This is a genomic window from Pseudomonas sp. P867 (assembly GCF_019891455.1).
Classification (GTDB): domain Bacteria; phylum Pseudomonadota; class Gammaproteobacteria; order Pseudomonadales; family Pseudomonadaceae; genus Aquipseudomonas; species Aquipseudomonas synxantha_A.
This window is the reverse complement of the sequence record NZ_JAFLXB010000006.1, coordinates 174870-197006: the sequence shown is the minus strand read 5'-3', so window position 1 is coordinate 197006 and position 22137 is coordinate 174870. Positions and strand designations below refer to the sequence as shown.

Below are 22137 nucleotides of genomic sequence, written 5' to 3'. Positions count from 1 at the left end.
AACTCCTACAATCAATAGGGCATTCCGGGCTGCTTATCCGTGCAGCGTGTCCAACCATTGGGCGCGGGTGATGCGGTACAAAACATGCGGGCGCAGCGGGTCACCGGCTGCGACTTTGGGGTGTTCGAAATCTGCCTGCGGATCGTAATGCATACCGATGGCCTGCATGACTTTTTGTGACGGAAGATTGGCTTCGGTGGTAAAGGCGACGACTTCGTCCAGCTGCAAGCGATCAAAGCCGCAGCGCAATGCCGTCCAGGCCGCCTCACTGGCATAGCCCAGGCCCCAATGCTCACGGGCCAGGCGCCAACCAATCTCCACCGCCGGGGTGAAGCCCGCTTCGAAGCTGACATTCGCAAGGCCCGTCACGCCGATAAATTCACCGGTGTCTTTGCGCTGCAACGCCCAGAAACCAAAGCCATATTCAGCGAAATGCCCGCGAATCCGGCCGATCAGCGCGGCGCTTTCCAAGTGGCTCAATTTAGCCGGAAAGTAGCGCATCACCTGCGGGTCAGCGCACATGCGCGCAAATTCCGGCAGGTCGCTGTCGCGCCATTGGCGCAGCACCAAGCGTGCACTTTCCAATTCCAGTATCGGCTCCATGGGTCCCCCTGCCTTGCCATGTGCGTGAGTGTACAGCGCTGTTAAGATCCTTCGCAGGTTCCCGTCAGAAAATCCCATGCCCTTGCCATTGATCTACCACGAAGACTACAGCCCTGAGTTCCCGGCGGACCACCGCTTCCCCATGGACAAGTTTCGCCTGTTGCGTGACCACCTGGTGGACAGTGGCCTGACCCAGGACAGCCAATTGCTGCGCCCGCAGCTGTGCCCGGCAGACATCCTGGCCCTGGCCCATGAACCTGGGTATATCGAACGCTACATGGGCGGCGAACTGTCTCGCGAAGACCAGCGCCGCCTCGGCCTGCCCTGGAGCGAAGCCCTGGCGAGGCGCACCGTGCGTGCGGTGGGTGGCTCGATACTGGCGGCTGAACAGGCCCTCGAACATGGCCTGGCCTGCCATTTGGCCGGTGGTACCCACCATGCCCATTACGATTATCCGGCGGGATTCTGCATTTTCAACGACCTGGCAGTGATCAGCCGCTATCTGCTGGCCAGCGGCCGGGTCAATCGCGTGCTGATCTTCGATTGCGACGTGCACCAGGGCGATGGCACTGCACGCATCCTCCACGACACACCGGAGGCCATCACCGTGTCGCTGCACTGCGAAAAGAACTTCCCGGCACGCAAGGCCCAAAGCGACTGGGACATCCCGCTGCCCATGGGCATGGGCGATGCCGACTACCTCAAGGTAGTGGATGACGCGCTCAACTATTTGCTGCCGCTCTACCAGCCCGACCTGGTGCTGTACGACGCTGGCGTGGATGTACACAAGGACGACGCCCTCGGTTACCTCAAGCTGACAGACGCAGGCGTCGCCGCCCGCGATGAAAGCGTGATGCGCCACTGCCTGGGCCGCGACATACCGGTGATGGGCGTGATCGGCGGCGGTTACAGCAAAGACCGCCCCGCCCTCGCCCGTCGTCACGGCATCCTGCATCACAGCGCGCAACGGGTGTGGACGTCATCAGGCTGTCATTGAACTATGGGCGTTACCCACAATGCCTGTGGAACGGCCTGTGGATAACTTGAGCGTAAGCGGCTGCACGCGAGTGGCCGCATGGCCTGTAGGAAAGTGTACGTTTTTTGATCAGGCAGCGGCGTCGTGGTCGGGTAGAATGCTCGGCCTATTCACATCACCGTAGCCCTGCCCATGCCTCAGACTTCTGCCCACCACGTCTCCATTATCGGCGGTGGCCCTGCCGGGCTGATGGCTGCCGAAGTCTTGAGCCAAGCGGGCGTGCGGGTCGACCTGTACGACGGCATGCCTTCGGTGGGGCGCAAGTTCCTGCTGGCCGGTGTCGGCGGCATGAACATCACCCACTCCGAAGCCTACCCCGCGTTCCTGTCGCGCTATGCCGAACGCGCCCCGCACATGGCGCCGCTGTTGCGCAGCTTTGGCGCCGAGGCGTTGTGCGAATGGATCCATGGCCTGGGTATCCAGACCTTTGTCGGCACCTCCGGCCGCGTATTTCCTACCGACATGAAAGCCGCACCGCTGTTGCGCGCCTGGCTCAAGCGCCTGCGGGATCAAGGTGTGGTTATCCACACCCGACATCGCTGGACAGGTTGGAATGCCGAAGGCGGTTTACTTATCCACAGCCCGGACGGCGAGAAAGTTGTCCACAGCGACGCGGTGTTGCTGGCCCTGGGCGGCGGCAGTTGGTCGCGCCTGGGCTCCGACGGTGCGTGGCTGAACCTGTTTGAAGGCAAAGGCCTGCCCTATGTGCGCCTGCAACCGAGCAACTGCGGGTTCGAAGTGTCGGCGTGGAGCGAGTTGATGGTCAGCAAATTCGCTGGCGCACCGTTGAAAAACGTCGCCATTGGCCTGGGGGATGACAAGCCTCGGCTGGGTGAATGCGTGATAACCGCCACCGGTATTGAAGGCAGTTTGATTTACGCCTTGTCGGCGCCAATTCGCGAAGCGATCAACCGCAGCGGTGCGGCCACGGTGCATATCGATTTGCTGCCGAGCAAGCCGCTGGACAAAGTGCAGGCCGCATTGGCCAAGCCCCGGGGTTCGCGGTCGATGAGCAAGCACTTGCACAGTCAGTTGGGGTTGGATGGCGTGAAAGCAGCCCTGCTGCGCGAGCTGACGCCCGCTGAACACTTCACCGATCCGGCGCAGTTGGCAGTGGATATCAAGGCGTTGCCGCTGACATTGGTGAGGACGCGGCCGATGGATGAGGCGATCAGTACGGCGGGGGGTGTGCCGTTTGAAGCGCTGGATGAGCGGTTGATGCTCAAACCATTGCCTGGAGTGTTTTGTGCGGGGGAAATGCTGGACTGGGAGGCGCCCACTGGTGGGTATTTGCTGACGGGGTGTTTTGCCAGTGGCAGAGCGGCTGGGCTGGGGATGTTGGAGTGGCTTAATCGCTGAGAGCCGCGCTGGATTCAAGGCCGCCATCGCAGGCAAGCCAGCTCCCACCTTTGACTGTATTCACAATTTAAAGGTGGGAGCTGGCTTGCCTGCGATGAGGCCATCAGCCACAGCGCAAAATCACTTCTTCTTACGCGGCCCAGTATTAAACACCGGCACCTTGCGCACTGGCTTGATCGACGGCTCAGCCGGCGCCACTTCGCCACTGTCCACCCACTTGCCCAGGTTGCGCTTACCGCCACCACCGGACGCTTTGGGTTTCTTCGGTTTTTTCGGCTTCTTCACCACCTGCCCGCTGGCATCGGTATCCGGTACACGATGCTCCGGCTCGAAATCCGCTTCCATTTTGCGGGTGAGGGTCTGGCGGGTCAGCATCTCGATCGCCGAGAGCATGTTCACCTCATCAGCGCACACCAGGGAAATCGCCTCCCCAGTGTTGCCCGCGCGCCCGGTACGGCCGATACGGTGGATGTAGTCCTCGGCCACGATCGGCAGGTCAAAGTTGACCACCAGTGGCAGGTCTTCGATATCCAGGCCACGGGCCGCCACATCAGTGGCCACCAGGATTTGCACCTCGCTGGTCTTGAAGCGGTCCAGTGCGCGTTGGCGGGTAGCTTGGGGCTTGTCGCCATGGATGCCGTCGGCGTTGATGCCCAGGCCCTGCAACTTGTCCACCAGGGCGTCCACGCCGTTGCGGGTCTTGGCGAAAACCAATACCTGCTTCCAACGGCCCTTGCGCATCAGGTGCACAAACAGTTCAGGCTTGCGCTTCTTGTCCACCGGCACCACCCACTGCTTGACGGTGTTGGCAGCGACGTTGCGCGGGCTGACTTCGATGCTCAGCGGGTCGTTGAGCATCTGCCCAGCCAACAGGCGGATGTCATCGGAGAAGGTCGCAGAGAACAACAGGGTCTGGCGCTTTTTCGGCAACATGCGATAAATGTTGGCAAGCTCTTCGGAGAAGCCCAGGTCGAGCATACGGTCGGCTTCATCCAGCACCAGGGTTTGCAGCTGGTTGAGCTTCAGCGCGTTCTGGCGGAACAGGTCGATCAGGCGGCCAGGGGTGGCGACCAGAATGTCGACGCCTTTGCGCAGCTTCATCATCTGCGGGTTGATGCTTACCCCGCCGTATACCGCGTAGGTGGTCAGCGGCAGGTGCTGGGCATATTCAGCGACGCTGGCGTGAACCTGCTCGGCCAGTTCGCGAGTCGGGCACAGGATCAGCGCACGCGCCGAGTTGGCGGCGACTTTCGGCCCTTCCATGGTCAGCAGTTGCAGCAGCGGCAAGGCGAAACCTGCGGTCTTGCCGGTGCCGGTCTGGGCCGCGGCCATCAGGTCGCGACCGGCCAGCACCGCCGGAATGGCTTGCGCCTGCACCGGCGTCGGGGTCTGGTAGCCAAGCGTCTCAAGGGCGCGCAGCAAGGGTTCGATCAGGCCAAGGGTGGCGAAAGTCATGTAGTTACCGTAGGAAAAATTCAGCGCAAGGGCGTAATGCGCGGCAGTTTACCTTATTTCCGGCTTGGGCTTGCGCCACTGGGGCAGGCTGATCAGCAACACGGCGCTGATGATCACCAGCATCGCCAAGGCTTCTTCCAGGCCGATGGTCTCACCGACGAATACAATCCCCAGCAACACCGCCACAGCCGGGTTCACGTAGGCATAGCTGGTCGCCGCTGCCGGACGCACATGCTTGAGCAGATACATGTAGGCGTTAAAGGCGATGATCGAACCGAATACCGTCAAGTAGGCCAGGGCCAGCCAGCCTTCCAGCGGCGGCATGGCCTGCAGGTGCTCGCCCGACAGCGCGCTGACAATCAGCAGCGCCACGCCGGCCACGAGCATTTCTGCGGCACTGGCCATGGCGCCCTGGGGCAGTGGCAGGTGGCGGCTCCACACCGAGCCGAAAGCCCAGGAGGCCGCCGCAACCAACAGCAAAACTGCACCCGATGGGCTTGATTGCAAGGTACTGCCCATATTGAGCATGGCGATGCCGATGATGCCCAGGATCACCCCGGCCCATTCCAGCCGCGTATTACGCGCGCCCCAGAAAAACCCGCACAACAGGGTAAACAACGGCACGGTCGCCACGGCCAATGCCGCCACACCGGACGACACACCCATGTGTTCGGCCACGCTGACACCACCATTGCCCACGGTGAGCAACAAAATGCCGATCATCCCGGCGGCCTTCCACTGCGGCCAGGTTGGCGCCGGCACCCCGCGCCACCTGAGGAAGCCATACATCAACACACCCGCCGTGCAAAACCGAATCCCCGCCAGCAACAGCGGCGGCCAGAACTCCACACCGATGCGGATCACCAGGTAAGTGGAACCCCAGATCACATACAACGCGAAAAAGGCGGCGATCAACGGTAAGGGAAAGCGACGTGGGCCAGGCATTGGGCGGCTCTAATGGCAGGAAAAGGGAGACTTATTCTAGAAACGAAGGTGGATAAACTTAAGTTACAAAACCTGTTTAAACCGCCCATACACTTTTCAAACCATGGTTATGAGGGCTATAACCCGTGCTTTCGAAAGCCACGCGCCACCGGAGCCTTACCATGGACAAATACGACCGCATGCTGCTCAGCGCCCTGCTTGAAGATGGCCGTGCTTCCTACGCGCAACTGGCGCGCACCGTGAACCTCTCCGCCCCCGCCGTGGCCGAACGCGTGGCCAAGCTTGAGGCCAGCGGAGTGATCACCGGGTACCAGGCCAAAGTGGATCTATCCAAGGTCGGTTTGCCGATTCAATGCGTGATCGAACTGCGGCTGACCAATCACGGCAGCCAGAAGGTATACGACGCCCTGGCGCAAATTCCCGAGCTGACCGAATGCCACCGGGTCACGGGCGACCCGTGCGTGATCATGCAAGCGGCGGTAGGCACCATGCCGCAGCTGGAAGACCTGATTAATCGAGTGGCGAAGTTCGGGTTCAGCAAGACCTCGATTATTTTGTCCAGCGCCATAGAGCGGCGGGTGCCGTTGGGGCAGTTGGAAGCCAATGGGAAAAATGGTGGCTGACCTACCGCCATCGGGAGCAAACCCCCTCCCACATTTGGATATTTGGTGTGCTTGAGAGGGTGGCTGGTTTAGAACCCGCGATGCTTTTTCAGGTGCTCATTGATTTTGGCGGCGGGCACTTTCTGCAAGGTGCACAACAGGTCATGGGACAGTTCGCGCAGGCCGTGGGTCTGGCGCAGTTGCTGGGCCAGGTGCGCCGTGAGGTTGGCGGCCATTTCCGCATCCGCCAGCGCCCGGTGAGCCTGGCCGGTGTGGGGCAGTTTGGCGTAGGCGTTGAGGGTGCCGAGCTTGTGGTTGGGCGCAGCCGGCATCAGGCGGCGGGCCAGCAGCAGGGAGCAGGCGAATTTCTGCAGGCGGGTGCGGCGGATCAGGCCGAGCTCATAGTCCCAGAACTTCTGGTCGAAGGCGGCGTTGTGCGCCATCAAGGGCGTGGTGCCGACGAACTCATTGACCTCGTTCATCACTCGCTCAGCCGGTGGCGCACCGCGCAGCATGGCGTTGCTGATGCCGGTGAGCTGTTCGATAAAGGCCGGTACGCGCACACCGGCGTTCATCAGGCTCTGGTAGCGGTCCACGATTTGACCGCGCTCGAGGATGACCACGCCAATCTCCGTGGCCCGGCATTGGCTGCTGGGGGTGATGCCGGTGGTTTCAAAGTCGATGACCGCTATACGTTCCAAACCTGCTCCAACTCCATTCAACAATCTATTTCTATTTGAGCAACAACGCGCCTTCGATCGGCACGTAGTGGCTGGCGGCGCGTATCAATGAGTTGGCCGTCAGCCCCGGCACGCCGTAGGCCACGGCCCGCACGCCATGCTTTTGGATGATGCGTTCGAGCAGCATGTCGAAATCGCCGTCACCGGAGGCCAGTACGATTTCGTCGACATGGTCGGCGGCGTCCATGATGTCGAGGGTGATGCCCACGTCCCAGTCGCCCTTGGCCGAGCCATCGCTGCGCTGGATATACGGCTTGAGTTTTACCGTAAAGCCCAGGTTGCGCAGGATCTGCTGGAATTGCTGCTGCTTGCTGTCGCCACGGTCGATGGCATACGCGTACGCCTCGACAATCTGCCCGCGAGCGCTGATGTCAGCCCACAGGGCGGCGTAGTTGAAGTGGCAGCCATAGGCTTGGCGCACGGTGTAGTAGAGGTTTTGTACATCGGCGAACACTGCAATTTTCTTCACCGCACTTCCTCATGGACAGCCAGGCGCCAGCGCCCGGAAAGGGCGCCAGTATGCCAGCCAAGGGAGCGTTTCCGGGAAAAAATCAGACCGGAGCGCCGTGGCGCCCCGGGCCAAGAGGTGTCAGACGAAGGAATCGTCGTCGCCGAAGGAAGAGGAATCGTCGGAATAATCGCTGTCAGCCAAGTTGTCAGAGTTGCTGCCCCAACTGTCATTGCCGGCAAACTTCTGGTCATCGTTGCCCCAGTCACCCTGGTCGCTGGCCGGTGCCGGTTGTTCGATGATTTCTTCCACCACCTGTGGCTGCGAGTTGTGATGGAACAGGCTGCTGATACCTTCGGCGAGCAACACACCACCGGCCACACCGGCAGCGGTCTTCATGGCGCCGCCGAGGAAGCCGCTGCCCACGGGTGCGCCAGCCGGTGCTTGCGGCGGTTGATAGTTTTGCTGCGGTGCTGGCTGGTTGAACGACGGCCGCGCCGGCTCACGCCAGCCGCCACCGGAGTTGTTCGGCGCAGGCTGTGGCTCGCGAGAGCTACCGCCAAAGATGCTCGACAGGAACCCACCACCACTGGCCGGCGCCGGTTGCGCCGACTTGGCCCGCTGCAGTTCGTCCTGCAATTGCTGGATCTGTTGCGCCTGCTGCTTGTTCTGCGCATCCAGAGCCTGGAGCGCATGTTCCTGCACCAGCAATGACTGGGTCATGTAGTAGCCGGCGGCGGGTTGGCGAGTCATGTGCTCCTTGATCCGCGCTTCGGCCTGGGCGTCGCGGGGGGCTGAGTCCGTTTCGGCTTGCTGCAACCGTGAAAACAGTCCATCGATCAGGGTTTGCTCTTCGCTGTTCATGGCGACCTCGTTAGATTGCCGATAAAAAATTCCGGTCCCGCCTGTGATCAGGCCGGGTGCCTTCCAGTTATGGGGATGTTACGAGTTGTTTCAATGGTCTTTACTCAAGGTTTACGTTTGCGCCCCTTTGGACCCTGATCGGTTAAAGTGTGGCCCTCTGCTTCCAGGCCTGTGATGACCCTGATGAATCCGTTAGACGTTTTGCGCGACTCCTTGCGTTTTACCCAGCGCAACCTGGGCGCCATCGTGCAGTTGTGCCTGCCGTTGGTGATCCTCGAAGCCCTGCTGCAACAAATACTGGACCACACGCTGGGCCCGGATGCGTTTCCCGGCTACAGCGTGGTCGTGGGTTTATTGGTGTACCCGCTGTACACCGGCGCCCTGATCCTGTTTCTCGACGCCCGCACCCGTGGCGAGTCACCACGCACCAAGGATGTATGGGCTATGGCATTGAGCCTGTGGCCGCGCTTCGCCCTGCTGACGGCCATGAGCACGTTGTTGATATTGCTGGGCCTGTCGCTGTATTTCCTGCCGGGCTTGTGGCTGATGGTGGTGTTGGCGTTTGCCGAATACCTGCTGGTGCTGCGCGGTATGCCGGCGTTGGCGGCGATGAAGGAAAGCTTTCGCCTGACCCGCGGGCATTTCTGGCGAATCCTGGTGTGCCTGCTGTGCGTGATGACGCCGTTGTGGCTGCTCAAGGGTGCCAGCGTAGCGGCGTATCCCGAGCCCGCGCCGCTGCTGGGGCTGTTGATGGACAGTGCGCACAGCTTCCTGCAGTTGTTTACCAGCGTGGTGCTGTTCCGTTTATTCATGTTGATCGGTGGCGACGCCGACGCGCGGTGATATGCTCCGTGCCTCTTCTGACACGCATATAAGCCGAGCCGATGACCCGTTTATTGCGCATCACCCTGTTGAGCCTGTTGATCATCGCCGGCCTGCTGGCCGCGCTGATCTACAGCCTGACCTGGCGCCCTGCCGACAAAGAAACCCTGCCCGTCAGCTGCGTGGCACCCCGTGCGCCGACGCTGCTGCCGGGGCAGGCGCTCAAGGTCATGACCTGGAATGTGCAATACCTGGCCGGCAAGAACTACGTGTTCTGGTACGACACCCCGGACGGCAGCGGCCCGGACGATCGCCCTACCGTCGAAGACATGGCCTTCAGCCTCGACGAAGTGGCCCGGGTGATCCGCGACGAACAACCCGACATCCTGCTGTTGCAGGAGCTCGACGAAGGCGCCAAACCGTCCCACTATCAGGACCAGCTTGCGCTATTGCAGGAGCGCCTGGTCGACCTCTACCCGTGCAGCGCCCAGGCCTTCGACTGGAAAGCCGACTTTGTGCCCAGCCTGCATATCTTCGGCAGCGTCGGGCGCAAGCTGGCGACACTCAGCCGCTACCAGATCGAGCACGCCGAGCGCCTGCAATTGCCGACCGCCGATGCCAACGTCATCAGCCGCCAGTTCCAACCCAAGCCAGCTCTGCTGCTGACATATCTGCCCTTGAGCGATGGCGGCCAACTGGCGGTGCTCAACACCCGCCTGGACGGCGGCGCACCTGGGCGCAGCGCGGTGCAGGAGCAAGTGGCAAGCACGGTAAAACTGCTGGATAAACTCGAAGGTCGCGGCACACCCTGGTTGATTGGCGGGGATTTCAACCTGCTGCCACTGGGCCAGTTCCTGCGCCTGGACGCTGGCAAGCGCGGCCAGTACTCGCCGGACAGTGAGTTGCATCTGCTGTGGGACAAATACCCGATGATTCCCAGCAACAGCCAATCCAGTGGCATCGACCGTGAGAAATGGCTGACGCACTTCCCCAACGACCCAAGCCTTGATGGCCCGGATCGCACCCTGGATTACCTGTTCTACAGCTCGCGGATCAAACGCGTGGAGGCGAAGGTGCGCCAAGACGATACGTTGCGTATTTCCAACCACCTGCCGGTGATCGCCCGCTTCCTGCTGCCTGCCGCACAATAACCCCTAGGGTTTCAACACCTGGGCCCGCAGCGGCTTAAGCCACTCAAGGCTTTCAACCGTGGTGCCGGATGGGCGGTACTCACAGCCGATCCATCCTCGGTAGCCACGCTGCTCCAGCGCCGCGAACAAGGCGGCAAAGTCCATGGTCCCGGTGCCCGGCTCGTGACGCCCCGGGTTGTCGGCGATTTGTACATGGACGGTCCTGTCGTAAAACTGCGCCAGTACCCCGGCTGCGTCGCCGGTCAAAAGCTGGGCATGGTAAAGATCCAGAATCAGCCCGACACTCGTAAAGGTTTCCAGCACCTGTTGCGCCTTGTTGAAGTCAGACATGTAATAGCCGGGCATCGCCTGCGGGCAGATCACTTCAATAAGCGCTCGCAAACCCTGATCTTCGAGGTACTTGACCGCGTATTCCAGGTTACTTGCGTAGGCAGGCGCGCTCTCATCCTGGGGCGTGGTCACGCCAGACATGATGTGCACATCCGAGCAGTTCAGCGCCTTCGCATAGCGGGCCGCCTCGCGCAGCCCATCGCGAAATTCCTGCTCCTTGCCCTGCAAGGCAGCGATGCCTTTGGTAACACCTGCCGGCGCTGCGAACTGAATCAACGGCAGGTTGTATTGAGCCAGGTGATCGGCGAGCAGGCTGGCGTCAAATTCATAGGGCGATGGGAACTCCACCGCCCTGAAACCGGCAGCGGCGGCGGCTTCGATGCGTTGCAGAAAAGGCAATTCGTTGAACTGGAAACCGAGGTGAGCATTGAATTTGAGCATGGGTAACTATCCATCCTGGGAATAAACAAATCATCAGCCTGGAGCCTCATTCGCGGCTCCAGCGCCGCGCTATTGAAAGTGGTCAGTGCAAATACTCATGCTCTTCGTATGGTATTTTCCCACTCCAGTGCGGTGGGGGCATCTGCCCCGACGGGAACGGACTGAAGCTAACCATTCGGAATAAAACCTGTGATCAAGAAAGACCTCGCCCTGCAGTTGGCCCCACGCGTCATCGACATGGTTCGCGCCCGTTCGATGAAAGCCGGTGAGCCCTTGCGCGAGCAGACATTTGCGCAAGCGCTCGGGGTGTCGCGCTCGCCGATCCGGCGGGTTTTTGCCTTGCTCGCCGAGTGGGACCTTGCCATTCAAGAGCCCAATCGTGGCTATTTCCTCAAACAAGGTGCCGGGCAGATTCAGGAAGCCGCAGTCCCTTGCGCCAGCGATCCATTCGAAGACTTTTACCTGCGTGTGGTCGACGACATTCTGAGCGGAGAAATACCGGCGCACTTTTTCGAAGCGCAGTTGTTGCGACGCTATGAGGTGCCCCGGGGGCAGTTGCTCAAGGTGCTGAACCGGTTGGCCGGCGAAGCCATGGTGGAGCGTAAGCCAGGCCAAGGGTGGGGCCTTAAGGACTTCGTGCATAACACGCAGGCGCATATTCATAGCTACCGTTTCCGGATGGCCATCGAACCGGCGGCGCTGCTTGAGCCCGGTTATCAGGTCAATCACGCCGCGTTTGCCCAGGCCAGGCAACAGCAACAGGCCTTGATCGACGGCGAGATCCAGACCTTGTCCCGCGCGCAACTGTTCCAGCTGGGGGCCCAGTTTCACGAAATGATCGTGCAGTGCTCCGGCAATGTTTTTTTCATCGACGCCATACGCCACCAGAATCAGCTCAGGCGCTTTATGGGCTACAAGGCCAACATTGATCGCACGCGTCTTAAGGCGCAATGCCAGGAACACATCCATTTGCTCGACCTCATCGAGTCTGATCGGCGTGAAGAAGCCGCACAGTTTCTCTGGCGCCACCTGGATCAAGTCGGCCGACTCAAGACTGATCAACGCGCAGTGCCAGAAGAAAGCCAAATCTAGAGCACGTCACTGACTACCCGTCAGTGCCGCAGCTTCGCCATCACCGCGCCCAATAACGGGCCAAGCAGCCTAGCACAATTGTTTCTGATCAAAACAGAATACAAAAAAATCACCAAACAGTTAATTTTTTCACTACATATTGTATTTCGTTACAACAATAGGCAATCATGCGCGCCGCTCGGACTCGGATCCGTAACGAATCGCACAGGGATGGTGGCCATGAACGAAAGGACGTTGGGTAGTGCAGCGGGAGTCTCAAACCTCCTGTTCGGGGTGTACAACACAGTGGTTGCCCTGCTTGGCGTGATGCTGGCCTATAAAGGCGGCGTGCTGATGGCCGCGGGCGGGTCACCCTATTACGCGATGATGGGCACCGCGCTGTTGTTATCGGCCATCCTCTTGGGCCTGAAAAAGTCCCTGGGCCTCTACCTTTATGGCGCAGCCTCTGTGGCCACCTATGCCTGGGCGGTGTGGGAGTCTGGTTACGATGGCTGGGCCTATATTCCACGCCTGGCCTGGCTGGCGGTTCTCAGCGTGCCGTTCCTGGCGTTCTGGCCCGTGGTACGGCGTGATTTTGCCAAGGTCAGAAAAAGTCATTACTTCACCATTATGGGTGTGCTGCCGCTGGTGATGGGGGCTACCATCCTGGTGCCGCTGTTCTTCCCCACAAGCGTTCACCTTGCCGACTCGACGCTTGCCACCACACGCCCCGCCGCCGCCTTCAGCCGCAGTTCTGTCGCCTCTCCAGACGGCAATATTGCCGCGTCACACACCGAGACCAACTGGACCGCCTATGCAGGCTCCAACCTGGGCAACCACTATTCAGCCGCGTCGCAAATCACGCCTTCGAATGTGTCGGGCCTGGTCAAAGCCTGGGAATACCACCACGGCGACGTGAAGCAACCCGGTGAGAAAACCAAGTACTTGAACGAAGCCACGCCGATCAAGGTGGGTAACTCGCTCTACACCTGCACCCCCAAGCAAATCATCATTTCCCTGGATGCCACCACTGGAAAGGAGAACTGGCGGTTCGACTCCAAAGTCGACCCGGACTACTTCGCCAATGGCGGTGCCTACTGCCGTGGTGTCTCTTATTTCGAAGTCCCCAATGCCAGTGGCTTGTGCGCCTCGCGCATCATTTGGGGCACCAATGATATTCGCCTGGGCGCGGTAGACGCCCTGACCGGCCAGGCGTGTCCGGGCTTCGGCAACGCAGGCTTTGCGGATTTGAAAGACGGGCTGGGCACTTTCAGAAAAGGCTCGACGGGCATCACGTCTGCCCCTCTGGTCATTCGCGGGGTGGTGATCACCGGTGGCCGAGTACTCGACTCGGATGTGCGCCCTGCCCCCTCGGGCGTGGTGCGCGCCTACGATGCAGTGACCGGCAAACAGAAGTGGGCCTGGGATTTGGGCCGGCCAGACACCAACGCCCCCGCGGGTAACAACGAGACCTACACCCTCAGCACCCCCAACTCGTGGGCACCGCTGTCGGCCGACGATGAACTGGGCCTGGTGTATGTCACCACCGGCAACGCAGCGGGCGACTTCTATGGCGGCACCCGCACAGCACAAGAAGACACGTTCAGCTCGTCCCTGGTCGCACTGGACGCCACCACCGGTAAAGTCCGCTGGCACTTCCAGACAGTCCACCATGATCTATGGGACTACGACCTGAGCCCGCAACCCAGCCTGATTGATTTTCCGACGGCTGCCGGGCCACGCCCGGCCGTGATCCAGGCGACCAAATCCGGCCAGTTGTTCGTGCTTGACCGCGCCACCGGCGAACCACTGGTGGATATCGTGCAAGCTCCTGTCCCACAGGGCACCGCCCCGGGAGACTACACCGCAGCCACCCAGCCACTGTCCCCTGATATGCCGAGCACCATGGGGCGTCCATCGAAAACACCGGAAGTACTGACCGAAGCCAATGCCTGGGGCCTGACGCCTTTCGATCAGATGCAATGTCGCCTCGAATTTCGCCAGGCACGCTACGAAGGGATCTTCACCCCGCCGGTCGTGGGCCAGCAAAGCCTGATCTTCCCCGGCCATCATGGCGGCTTGAACTGGGGCGGTGTGATGGTCGACCTCAAGCGAGGGCTGCTGATCATCAACAACCAGCGCCTTCCTTATATGCAGGGGCTGGTACCGCGCGAACAACTCGACGCCATCAATGCCAAGTCGTTCCAGGAGTCGCCGGGCAACGCCCAGGGCTTCCGCGTCCAGGCCGGGCTACCTTACGGCGCAATTAAAGACCCGTGGATGTCATCCCTGGACCAGCCTTGTATTGCGCCACCCTGGGGCTTTATCTCCGGTATCGACCTGCGCACTCGCGATGTCGTGTGGAGCCGCCCGTTCGGCACAGGCTATGACAGTGGACCTTGGGGGATAGCCTCCAAGATGCGCTTCGAAATCGGTACGCCGAGTGATGCAACCGGCGTGACAACCGCTGGCGGCGTGACGTTCATCGGCGCCGCTATTGACCGGTTCATGCGGGCTTACAACAGCGAAAGCGGTGAGCTGCTCTGGGAAGAACGCCTCCCGGCAGGCAATCAGGCTTCACCCTTGACCTACATGAGCCAGGGTCGACAGTACGTGGTGGCGGTGGTTGGCGGTCATGACCGAATCCCAACCAAGTTAGGTGACAGCATCATCGCCTGGGCCCTGCCTGAGCAGTAAATCGAGTGCTGTAAGAGAGGCTCGCTATGACCGTATCGGTGGGTAAAACATATACATGTTCTACCCCCTCAGTCATGGCGTAGTTTCTGGCACGTATCGCATCACTTCAGAGTGATGACAGGCTAATGACTTACCGCAGGAAGTTTATAAGTAGCGGCCATCACTGCTGCCCTTTATTCACGTAGCAATACCCACTTCTACGCCAGATTCAAAGCGCCTGACTCTCTCAGCGCGCTCGCAGGCGATTGCGCCCGGTTTACTCACCTGATGAGAAGCCTGCGCATCGATATATACGCTTTACGCTTTATAAAATTGGATAGGAATTAACAATGCTCGAACTTTCTGATGGTTTGTATCTATTGGTGGGCGTCAGTTTTATTACGTCATTCATGACGGCTGCCATTGGCGTGGGCGGCGGGATTGGACTGCTTGCGGTTATGCCTCAATTCATCCCCATTTCTGCGGTTGTGCCGGTTCACGGCTTGATTCAAATGGTCAGCAACGCCAGTCGATTCGCGTTTGACTTCAAAAGTGCAAAAGTGGAAATCCTGCCTAAATACGTTATCGGCTGCCTGGTCGGCGCGTTCATCGGTTACTTCTTCATCGGCAAATTTCCCGAGCAATATTTATCACTGATTCTCGGCTTCTTCATCCTGGCCATCACCTGGACCAAGATTGTCGCACGCCTGGGTTTTATATTTAAAAACTTTGCCCTGGTGGGCTTTTTTCAAACCTTCCTTTCACTGTTCGTGGCCGTAACCGGTTTGATATCGCAGCCCATCCTGATGAAGATGAATATTAATAAAAACGAAGTCATTGTCACCCACGCCATGCAAATGAGCGTACTGCACGGGCTCAAGGTCGCCGCCTTTGTTATTGCAGGTTTTGCGTTCATGGATTACGCCAACCTGATCATCATCATGATTACCGCCTCTACATTGGGTTCGTACTTGGGCGGCTTTCTCAGAGACCGTATATCGCAGCGTGTCGGCGCAATGCTGTTAAAGGCAGGGGTGACGTTTTTTGGTTTGAAGATGATCTTCGATCATTTTTTCAACGGCCTGTAAAAAGTTCTTCCAATAAAACAAGGAGCGTGAAATGAGCATACGTAAGTTTGATTTTTTTGAAACCAAAGAAATCTCGACGTTTCTGAAAGAGCATGGATATTGCGTTATCAAGCCTCAAGACCACTCTCTGGAAGCCTTTAGAGAGACCGCCGGCAAGTTTGGGCTGATTCAGTTTCATACCAAGTCCGATGAACACGGTGTGGTGGGCGGTGGCGAGCCGATCAACAAGGACTGGCAACGCTTCAAGGATGATTATCATGGCGAACTGTCGAGCGATTTTTTCCCGCATACCGATGGGTCATTCTTGAATGGCATCGCCTACGTAGAGGGCACTGCGAAAAAAATCACGCCACCCAAATTCGTCATTCTCCAGTGCGTTTCAAAGCCTGAATTTGGCGGCGACAACTTCCTGGTGGATGGGCAGAAAATCTACAATGACCTGCTTGCCAATAACGCCGAGACATTAAAAATTTTGATGACCAGCGGCAGTGTTACTTACTGCCGCGACGACTTGTTGTCCATCGATTGCGCAGTCTTTGAAAAAATCGATGACGAAACGTTAAGAGTTCGCTACCGATATGACAGCACTGCGTTTATTCCCGAATGGGCCAACGCGGCGTTTAAATACATCCAGACCCACTACTCCACCAACGAGCGTTACATTACCCCCATCAGCCTTGAGCCAGGGGACATCCTGGTGATGGATAACCTGCGGGTCCTGCATGCCCGGCATAAATTCATCGATGGCAACCAGCAGAGAAAAGTAAGAAGGCTGTGGATCGCTGATGACGCGAGCACCACATTCAAGAACATCCTGGATCAATCCCCGGTACGCAGGGCCATGCTGCCCTTTCAGAACTACAATATTGCCCAGTCTGAAACCGCCGGGCATTCGTTCATCGAGTACACCTGCGGCATCCACGCCCAAGCGAGCAAATCGCTGCCAGACGCGCATAAGCAATTTGACAGTGCGCTTGAAGCGCTTTAAGCCCTTCAAGACAACCTCCTTGCTGTGATTCAACGCTTTCAGGTAACCCCCCAGTCATCAAAACGACTGGGGAGTTACTTACATTCAAGGCTTTCTGGGTTTGATCCGGGCCGTCGCTTCGGCCACCAACGGGTCATCCGGCCAGTAATGCTTCGTACCACCTAGCACCTTCGACATTGACAGCGTTGTAGCCCCTGACTTACCGGGCTTATGAGGTTTGCGTGAGAAACACCGTTGACTGTCAATCACGCTATGACGGATTGACATTTGGAAAGGGGATTTTATAGAGGGTTGACACACCACGGCGCATAGCGAAGGGAGCTCAGACGGGAAAACATTGACATTCAAAAGCCAACCACGCCCCTCTGGCCCCAATACACCATGACGGCACAAGGCCCCTGACCGCGAAGACCGCTCACATTCCTGGGGGAATATAACCGGGGACATACCTGACATTGGTGCACTTGCCATGAAGAATTCGTCCATCTTCGATCAGGAACTGCGCAATCTTCTTTTGTTGATTGATCTTCGCCTGCAATTTGCAATCGGAACTGTGCCCGACTTGTTGATAGTGTTCGGTGTACACCATGCCATTACCGGTATGGGTCATTGATGTCCCGGCCGCTTCGGTGGTGGTCCAGCTCGCGGACTTGTACCAGGTCAGCACCGCCAAGGGTTCGCCGTTCGAACCGAGTTCCTTTTTCATCGAATCGGGTTTGCCGAACAAGTCCAGCGCTTCCTGCATATCACGCCCTTCCCAGCGGCTTTGCGCAATAGTGGAACAGCCAGTCAAGAGCAAGACGGCCAACAGAGTGGTTAACAATAAGCGTATGTAAGTCATTGGCTGTCCCGGCTTATTTATTCAGTTCGAGCAGGCTGTCGATGTTGTCCATCATCTGGCTCTTTTCCTGAATCGGTGCGAGTTTGAAGAACATCTGCTGCAGCATCTCGATCATCTGCAGGTATTCCATCTTGCCCACGGCGGCCATGTCGTTTTTAGCTCGACTGCCCGGCGCACAGGCAAACTTCAGCGCTTGCTGTACCCAGAACTCTTTCGGGGTTTGCAATTGATTGGCAACTTTCAGATGGCGCAGGGTGTAAGCCAGACGCTCGACGGATTGGCCATTGATAAAGCGCACTTTGCCCGTAGAGCACTGGGCTTCGAGGTTGTACACGTCGATCATTGGTTTGCCGGGCTCTTCATAAACCAGGGTCACCGCGACCATGGTCGCGCCTTTAGTTTTTTCAGAAGGCACTACCGACGTGGCATCGGCGACGTACATGATGTTTTTTTGGGCCACGCCGTTGCCGTAGATAATCCACCAGTCACCAATCGGATTGGGCTCTTCGGCATTTGCCGAATTGGAGGCAAACAGCAGCGCAGCCGACAAGAAGATCAACTTCTTGAACTTGAAGAGAAATGACATGGGCAGTTCCGTTCCTTGGGTACACGTTGCCAGGCAGCAACTTGTTATTGTTCGGGCCGCCACTTTAGGAGGCGGCTCGGACAGGCACAATTAGGGCGGATGGGCTAATGGCGCGCTGCCATTACTGCTCAGGTGCCTCGAGGTTTTGCCCGTGCTGTGGCCTCAGCCACCAACGGATCATCCGGCCAGTAATGCTTCGGATACCGCCCCTTCAAATCCTTCTTCACCTCGGCATAGGTACTGCGCCAGAAGTTCGCCAGATCCTGCGTGACCTGCACCGGCCGCCGCGCGGGGGACAGCAGGTGCAACTTCACGGCCAGGCGCCCGCCGGCGATACGCGGGGTGTCTGCCAGCCCGAACAATTCCTGCAAGCGCACCGCCAGAATCGGCGGCTGCTCGCTGTAGTCCAGGCGTACCGATGATCCCGACGGCACTTTCACATGCTGCGGCGCCAACTCTTCCAGGCGTTGGGGCAATGGCCAGGGCAGCAGGTTATGCAGGTAGCTGGAAATATCCAGGTTGGCGAAATGGCTGAGGCGCGAGACCTTGCCCAGGTAAGGCATCAACCAGTGTTCGAGGCTGGCCAGTAGCGCCTTGTCGCTGATGTCGGGCCACTCGCTGGTGTTGCCGGCGTCGAGTTGGCGCAACAGCATCACACGGGCTTGCCACTGACGCAGTTCCGGGGTCCAGGGCAGCAGTTCCAGGCCTTTGCGGCGCACGAGGTTGACCAGCGCCTGGCTGCGGGCGGACTCGTCGAGGCCGGTCAGCGGTTCGCGGCTGAGCACCAGTTCACCGACTTTGCGTTGGCGCTCGGCACGCAAGACGCCTTCGCGTTCGTCCCAGTCGAGTTGGTCGACATTGCGCACTTGCTCGGCCAGCACGGTGTCGAACAACGCCGGATCAAAATCCGCCGCCAGGTAGATACGTTCTTCGCGCTGGCCCTGGCGGCTGCCCAGGTCGGCGATCACCAGCCAGGGTTGTTTCATCAGGCTGTCGGCTTCGGCAAACAGCGCCGCGCGACCATTGGCCAGGCGATATTCAGCGCCGCCGGGGCGACGTTGCTGGGCGACGCGGTCCGGGTAGGCCAGTGCCAGCAAGGCGCCGAGCCAGCGCGGGTGGTCGGGATTGTCCACCGGCTGGGTCGCCTTGCCGCGCAGGTAGCCACGGTATTGCCGTGCCAACTGCTTGGCGCGCTGCACGCCACCCTGAGTGCCGCGTGCGCGTTCTTCACCGGCCATCAGCGCCAGGCGGCTGTGCAAGTCGGCACCGCCGCCGCGCAGGATATCGCGCTCGCCCAACAGGGCTGCCACGTCACAGGCCATGGCAGCCAGCCCCAGGTCCTGGCCACGCAATAACAGATGGGCAATACGCGGGTGGGCCGGCAGCTCGGCCATCTTCTGGCCATGGGCGGTGAGGGTTGCTTCGTTCAATGCACCCAGGCGTTGCAACAGCTCCTGAGCCTGGGCATAGGCGGCAGTCGGTGGGATGTCCAGCCAAACCAACTGGCTGGGCGTCACGCCCCAACGCGCCAGTTGCAAGGCCAGCCCGGCCAGGTCGGCGGCGAGAATTTCCGCACTGCCATAGGCGGCCAAACCGTCATGCTGGTCTTCGGACCACAACCGATAACACACCCCCGGTTCCAACCGCCCTGCCCGACCGGCGCGCTGGGTGGCGCTGGCACGGGAGATGCGCTGGGTGTCGAGGCGCGTCATGCCGCTGCCCGGGTCAAAACGTGGCACCCGCGCAAGCCCGGCGTCGATCACCACGCGCACGCCGTTGATGGTCAGGCTGGTCTCGGCGATGTTGGTGGCCAGCACTACTTTGCGCTTGCCGGCCGGCGCCGGGTCGATGGCGGCGCGCTGGGCGTTGAGGTCCAGCTCACCGTGCAGGGGGCATAACAGCACATCAGGGCGATCACCCAAGGCCTCGGCCAGTTGCTGGTTGACCCGGCGAATCTCTGCTTGCCCCGGCAAAAACACGAGCACGCTGCCGGTCTCGTCATGCAGGGCTTCGAGGACGGTATGCACCACGCGCGGCTCGATAAACTCCCCGGCCTGGTACGGCCGGCCCCAGCGCATCTGCACCGGGAACATGCGCCCTTCACTGCGCAGAATCGGCGCGTCATCCAGCAAGCCCGCCAGGCGCTCGCCTTCGAGAGTGGCGGACATCAGCAGGATCTTCAGCGGCTGGTCGTCGCGAAACAGCTCGCGCCCGTTAAGGCTCAGGGCCAGCGCCAGGTCGGCGTCGAGGCTGCGCTCGTGGAATTCGTCGAAGATCAACAGGCCCACGCCATCCAATGCCGGGTCGTCCTGCAGGCGGCGAGTGAGGATGCCTTCGGTCACCACCTCGATACGCGTGTTGGGGCCGACTTTGCTGTCCAGGCGAATGCGGTAGCCCACGGTCTCACCGACCTTTTCACCCAGCTCGCTGGCCAGTCTTTCGGCGGCGGCCCGTGCGGCCAGGCGCCGGGGTTCGAGCATCAGGATGGTTTGCCCGGCGAGCCACGGCTCATGCAACAAGGCCAGCGGCACGCGGGTGGTTTTACCGGCGCCAGGCGGCGCTTCCAGCACGGCTTCATGGCGATGCGCCAAGGCGTCACGCAGGGCGGGTAAAACATCATCGATCGGCAACGAATTCATAAGGGTTCTCTGGCAATCCGCGCAGTTAAGAGGCGTAACCGATCCGGCGACTGCCTAATGTATGGGTCGTCCATACCAACACATGACCATCGAGTTGACGTCCTGCTTTTCGTCGGAGCTCTCTTCAGGTTTTTGATAGAGACACACAAAAACCACGATGGCCCCGACGCCAAGGGTCCCAAGACTTAAAACAATATCCAAATCGACATTTGAATGAAACGAGTCAAAGAACACTCGCGGCGCAGCCCAGTGGATAAAGAATATAAAGAGCGGAAAAATAAAAGCCCCTTTCCACAGCACAATGTCGACGGGAAATTCAAGCAACCTGCAGGCAGCAAGAAACCCCAACAGGTAAGCGTAATAAGTAACCATCAAGCTGATCATGAATTTCGTCAGGGCCAAGGCCATGATCACCAGCCAATGCTCCTTTGCTGCATATGAAACGGGTGCAATAAGACGGGTGATACCGATGATCAGACAGGTTATGACCATTAGTACTGCGATAGAAATAGGTGCCAGTCCTTCACCGTAAGCTTTGTTCAAGAGCTCGCCAACTTCGGGTTTCAGACAAGTGCCCCAGTAAATCAACGCCATGGAAAACAACGAATACACCAGGAACAAACTGGAGTATTCGACGAAAAAAGCTTTCAGATCTTCACAAAAAGTCCGGTTATAAAGTGTGTTTGCCTGCTGCTCTTCAGTCATCATCCTTCCTTGATTTTTGTAAACTGCACGGTGTTTCGTCTGCAAACAGAAAAGCTTGAACACCATTGGCGTCCAGACAGGACGGCGAGTATAACGGCGAACTGCCGGATGCCGATGCAGGTCTCAAAAATACCCACTCTTTGGACTGGGAATGCAGTCAAAGGTGGGAGCTGGCTTGCCTGCGATAGCGGTGTGACAGTCACCGCTGTATTCCCCGAACCGACGCTGTCGCAGGCAAGCCAGCTCCCACATTGGTTCATAAGCGTTTGGCAGATCTGGCTTATAGTCACCCTTAAATCGTGTTCAGGAGACTTTTTCATGCGTATCGCTTCCCGTGTCATCGGCGGTGTCCTCGCCGTCACCCTGCTGAGCCAACTCACCGCCTGCGGCTCGATTTTCTACCCCGACCGCCGTGGCCAGATCGACGGCAAGATCGACCCGGCCATTGCCGTGCTCGATGCCGTCGGCCTGCTGTTCTACGTGATCCCGGGCCTGATCGCGTTTGGGGTCGACTTCGCCACGGGCGCGATCTACTACGAACCCGGCAAGACCGCCCAGGTCGCGCCCGAGAAATTGCACGAAGCCATCGGCGCCGACGGCAAGGTCGACAATGCCAAGCTGCAAAGCATCATTGAGAAGGAAACCGGCCGCAGCTTGCCGCTGGACGACCCGCGTCTGATCCAGTTCAAGGGCAGCGTGCAACAACTCGCGTCCCTGGGCCTGCAGCCCGCCGCGTAAGGACAGCCC

General features: G+C 59.3%; 21 protein-coding genes. 10 read left to right on the top strand and 11 right to left on the bottom strand.

Annotated elements, in window-relative coordinates; translation table 11 throughout:
- Positions 1–33: 33 nt before the first annotated feature.
- A complete protein-coding gene (locus J1G33_RS13580) occupies positions 34–603 on the bottom strand; it encodes a GNAT family N-acetyltransferase (RefSeq protein WP_005791656.1) in 570 nt (189 codons plus the stop codon).
- Positions 604–679: 76 nt separating this feature from the next.
- On the opposite strand from J1G33_RS13580, the gene J1G33_RS13575 reads away from it, so the two are divergent.
- Together J1G33_RS13575 and J1G33_RS13570 are read left to right on the top strand one after the other, a co-directional pair.
- Complete coding sequence (locus J1G33_RS13575) at positions 680–1600, top strand: histone deacetylase (protein WP_005791657.1); 921 nt, start codon at positions 680–682, stop codon at positions 1598–1600.
- Positions 1601–1771: 171 nt separating this feature from the next.
- Positions 1772–2998 carry a TIGR03862 family flavoprotein gene (locus tag J1G33_RS13570; protein WP_223018214.1) on the top strand — a complete coding sequence of 409 codons (1227 nt, stop codon included), beginning with the start codon at positions 1772–1774 and terminating at the stop codon, positions 2996–2998.
- Between the two features lie 120 nt (positions 2999–3118).
- Here J1G33_RS13570 and J1G33_RS13565 read toward each other — a convergent pair whose 3' ends face one another.
- Together J1G33_RS13565 and yedA are read right to left on the bottom strand one after the other, a co-directional pair.
- Positions 3119–4453 (bottom strand): DEAD/DEAH box helicase, encoded by a 1335-nt coding sequence (locus J1G33_RS13565; protein WP_032879347.1) that lies wholly within the window; start codon positions 4451–4453, stop codon positions 3119–3121.
- 48 nt (positions 4454–4501) lie between these two features.
- Positions 4502–5398 (bottom strand): drug/metabolite exporter YedA, encoded by an 897-nt coding sequence (gene yedA / locus J1G33_RS13560; protein ID WP_032879345.1) that lies wholly within the window; start codon positions 5396–5398, stop codon positions 4502–4504.
- Between the two features lie 161 nt (positions 5399–5559).
- Here yedA and J1G33_RS13555 point away from each other — a divergent pair, with 161 nt between their 5' ends.
- Entirely contained in the window at positions 5560–6021 is a 462-nt protein-coding gene (locus tag J1G33_RS13555) for an Lrp/AsnC family transcriptional regulator (RefSeq protein WP_005791661.1), read from the top strand.
- A gap of 68 nt (positions 6022–6089) precedes the next feature.
- Here J1G33_RS13555 and J1G33_RS13550 read toward each other — a convergent pair whose 3' ends face one another.
- From J1G33_RS13550 to J1G33_RS13540, 3 genes are all read right to left on the bottom strand, one after another.
- Positions 6090–6701: a 3'-5' exonuclease gene (locus tag J1G33_RS13550; protein ID WP_032879341.1), complete on the bottom strand. Its 612-nt coding sequence runs from the start codon at positions 6699–6701 to the stop codon at positions 6090–6092.
- 31 nt (positions 6702–6732) lie between these two features.
- Positions 6733–7209: an NYN domain-containing protein gene (locus J1G33_RS13545; protein ID WP_005791666.1), complete on the bottom strand. Its 477-nt coding sequence runs from the start codon at positions 7207–7209 to the stop codon at positions 6733–6735.
- A 120-nt stretch (positions 7210–7329) separates the two neighbouring features.
- Positions 7330–8052 carry a DUF2076 domain-containing protein gene (locus tag J1G33_RS13540; protein ID WP_223018213.1) on the bottom strand — a complete coding sequence of 241 codons (723 nt, stop codon included), beginning with the start codon at positions 8050–8052 and terminating at the stop codon, positions 7330–7332.
- Positions 8053–8235: 183 nt separating this feature from the next.
- Between J1G33_RS13540 and J1G33_RS13535 the strand changes: the two genes are divergently transcribed.
- Positions 8236–8895, top strand: coding sequence for a YciC family protein (locus J1G33_RS13535; protein ID WP_057703350.1), 660 nt, complete (start codon positions 8236–8238; stop codon positions 8893–8895).
- Positions 8896–8936: 41 nt separating this feature from the next.
- A complete protein-coding gene (locus tag J1G33_RS13530) occupies positions 8937–10025 on the top strand; it encodes an endonuclease/exonuclease/phosphatase family protein (protein ID WP_032879337.1) in 1089 nt (362 codons plus the stop codon).
- Positions 10026–10028: 3 nt separating this feature from the next.
- On the opposite strand, the gene J1G33_RS13525 is transcribed toward J1G33_RS13530, so the two are convergent.
- Entirely contained in the window at positions 10029–10796 is a 768-nt protein-coding gene (locus tag J1G33_RS13525; RefSeq protein WP_032879335.1) for a TIM barrel protein, read from the bottom strand.
- Positions 10797–10985: 189 nt separating this feature from the next.
- On the opposite strand from J1G33_RS13525, the gene J1G33_RS13520 reads away from it, so the two are divergent.
- The 4 genes from J1G33_RS13520 to J1G33_RS13505 all read left to right on the top strand — a co-directional run bounded on the left by J1G33_RS13520 (position 10986) and on the right by J1G33_RS13505 (position 16619).
- On the top strand, positions 10986–11888 hold the full coding sequence (locus tag J1G33_RS13520) for a GntR family transcriptional regulator (RefSeq protein WP_005791674.1): 903 nt from the start codon (positions 10986–10988) through the stop codon (positions 11886–11888).
- Between the two features lie 219 nt (positions 11889–12107).
- Positions 12108–14564 carry a membrane-bound PQQ-dependent dehydrogenase, glucose/quinate/shikimate family gene (locus J1G33_RS13515; RefSeq protein WP_223018212.1) on the top strand — a complete coding sequence of 819 codons (2457 nt, stop codon included), beginning with the start codon at positions 12108–12110 and terminating at the stop codon, positions 14562–14564.
- Between the two features lie 329 nt (positions 14565–14893).
- Positions 14894–15631, top strand: coding sequence for a TSUP family transporter (locus J1G33_RS13510; protein ID WP_005791677.1), 738 nt, complete (start codon positions 14894–14896; stop codon positions 15629–15631).
- Positions 15632–15662: 31 nt separating this feature from the next.
- Positions 15663–16619: a TauD/TfdA family dioxygenase gene (locus tag J1G33_RS13505; RefSeq protein ID WP_223018211.1), complete on the top strand. Its 957-nt coding sequence runs from the start codon at positions 15663–15665 to the stop codon at positions 16617–16619.
- A 415-nt stretch (positions 16620–17034) separates the two neighbouring features.
- On the opposite strand, the gene J1G33_RS13500 is transcribed toward J1G33_RS13505, so the two are convergent.
- From J1G33_RS13500 to J1G33_RS13485, 4 genes are all read right to left on the bottom strand, one after another.
- Positions 17035–17460, bottom strand: a complete 426-nt coding sequence (locus tag J1G33_RS13500) for a hypothetical protein (protein ID WP_005791680.1) — start codon at positions 17458–17460, stop codon at positions 17035–17037.
- 13 nt (positions 17461–17473) lie between these two features.
- Positions 17474–18046, bottom strand: a complete 573-nt coding sequence (locus J1G33_RS13495) for a hypothetical protein (RefSeq protein WP_223018210.1) — start codon at positions 18044–18046, stop codon at positions 17474–17476.
- A gap of 128 nt (positions 18047–18174) precedes the next feature.
- On the bottom strand, positions 18175–20685 hold the full coding sequence (gene hrpB, locus J1G33_RS13490) for an ATP-dependent helicase HrpB (RefSeq protein WP_223018209.1): 2511 nt from the start codon (positions 20683–20685) through the stop codon (positions 18175–18177).
- Positions 20686–20739: 54 nt separating this feature from the next.
- A complete protein-coding gene (locus tag J1G33_RS13485) occupies positions 20740–21390 on the bottom strand; it encodes a hypothetical protein (protein WP_223018208.1) in 651 nt (216 codons plus the stop codon).
- A gap of 318 nt (positions 21391–21708) precedes the next feature.
- On the opposite strand from J1G33_RS13485, the gene J1G33_RS13480 reads away from it, so the two are divergent.
- The gene (locus J1G33_RS13480) at positions 21709–22128 is read left to right on the top strand and encodes a hypothetical protein (protein ID WP_005791686.1); all 420 of its coding nucleotides are present in this window, start codon (positions 21709–21711) and stop codon (positions 22126–22128) included.
- The last annotated feature ends 9 nt before the right edge of the window (positions 22129–22137 follow it).

What these genes read in the sequence shown, in the direction of transcription:
- J1G33_RS13580 (WP_005791656.1), bottom strand. Translation starts at nt 603, where the DNA reads ATGGAGCCGATACTGGAATTGGAAAGTGCACGCTTGGTGCTGCGCCAA.
- J1G33_RS13575 (WP_005791657.1), top strand. Translation starts at nt 680, where the DNA reads ATGCCCTTGCCATTGATCTACCACGAAGACTACAGCCCTGAGTTCCCG.
- J1G33_RS13570 (WP_223018214.1), top strand. Translation starts at nt 1,772, where the DNA reads ATGCCTCAGACTTCTGCCCACCACGTCTCCATTATCGGCGGTGGCCCT.
- J1G33_RS13565 (WP_032879347.1), bottom strand. Translation starts at nt 4,453, where the DNA reads ATGACTTTCGCCACCCTTGGCCTGATCGAACCCTTGCTGCGCGCCCTT.
- yedA (WP_032879345.1), bottom strand. Translation starts at nt 5,398, where the DNA reads ATGCCTGGCCCACGTCGCTTTCCCTTACCGTTGATCGCCGCCTTTTTC.
- J1G33_RS13555 (WP_005791661.1), top strand. Translation starts at nt 5,560, where the DNA reads ATGGACAAATACGACCGCATGCTGCTCAGCGCCCTGCTTGAAGATGGC.
- J1G33_RS13540 (WP_223018213.1), bottom strand. Translation starts at nt 8,052, where the DNA reads ATGAACAGCGAAGAGCAAACCCTGATCGATGGACTGTTTTCACGGTTG.
- J1G33_RS13535 (WP_057703350.1), top strand. Translation starts at nt 8,236, where the DNA reads ATGAATCCGTTAGACGTTTTGCGCGACTCCTTGCGTTTTACCCAGCGC.
- J1G33_RS13530 (WP_032879337.1), top strand. Translation starts at nt 8,937, where the DNA reads ATGACCCGTTTATTGCGCATCACCCTGTTGAGCCTGTTGATCATCGCC.
- J1G33_RS13525 (WP_032879335.1), bottom strand. Translation starts at nt 10,796, where the DNA reads ATGCTCAAATTCAATGCTCACCTCGGTTTCCAGTTCAACGAATTGCCT.
- J1G33_RS13515 (WP_223018212.1), top strand. Translation starts at nt 12,108, where the DNA reads ATGAACGAAAGGACGTTGGGTAGTGCAGCGGGAGTCTCAAACCTCCTG.
- J1G33_RS13510 (WP_005791677.1), top strand. Translation starts at nt 14,894, where the DNA reads ATGCTCGAACTTTCTGATGGTTTGTATCTATTGGTGGGCGTCAGTTTT.
- J1G33_RS13505 (WP_223018211.1), top strand. Translation starts at nt 15,663, where the DNA reads ATGAGCATACGTAAGTTTGATTTTTTTGAAACCAAAGAAATCTCGACG.
- J1G33_RS13500 (WP_005791680.1), bottom strand. Translation starts at nt 17,460, where the DNA reads ATGACTTACATACGCTTATTGTTAACCACTCTGTTGGCCGTCTTGCTC.
- J1G33_RS13495 (WP_223018210.1), bottom strand. Translation starts at nt 18,046, where the DNA reads ATGTCATTTCTCTTCAAGTTCAAGAAGTTGATCTTCTTGTCGGCTGCG.
- hrpB (WP_223018209.1), bottom strand. Translation starts at nt 20,685, where the DNA reads ATGAATTCGTTGCCGATCGATGATGTTTTACCCGCCCTGCGTGACGCC.
- J1G33_RS13485 (WP_223018208.1), bottom strand. Translation starts at nt 21,390, where the DNA reads ATGACTGAAGAGCAGCAGGCAAACACACTTTATAACCGGACTTTTTGT.
- J1G33_RS13480 (WP_005791686.1), top strand. Translation starts at nt 21,709, where the DNA reads ATGCGTATCGCTTCCCGTGTCATCGGCGGTGTCCTCGCCGTCACCCTG.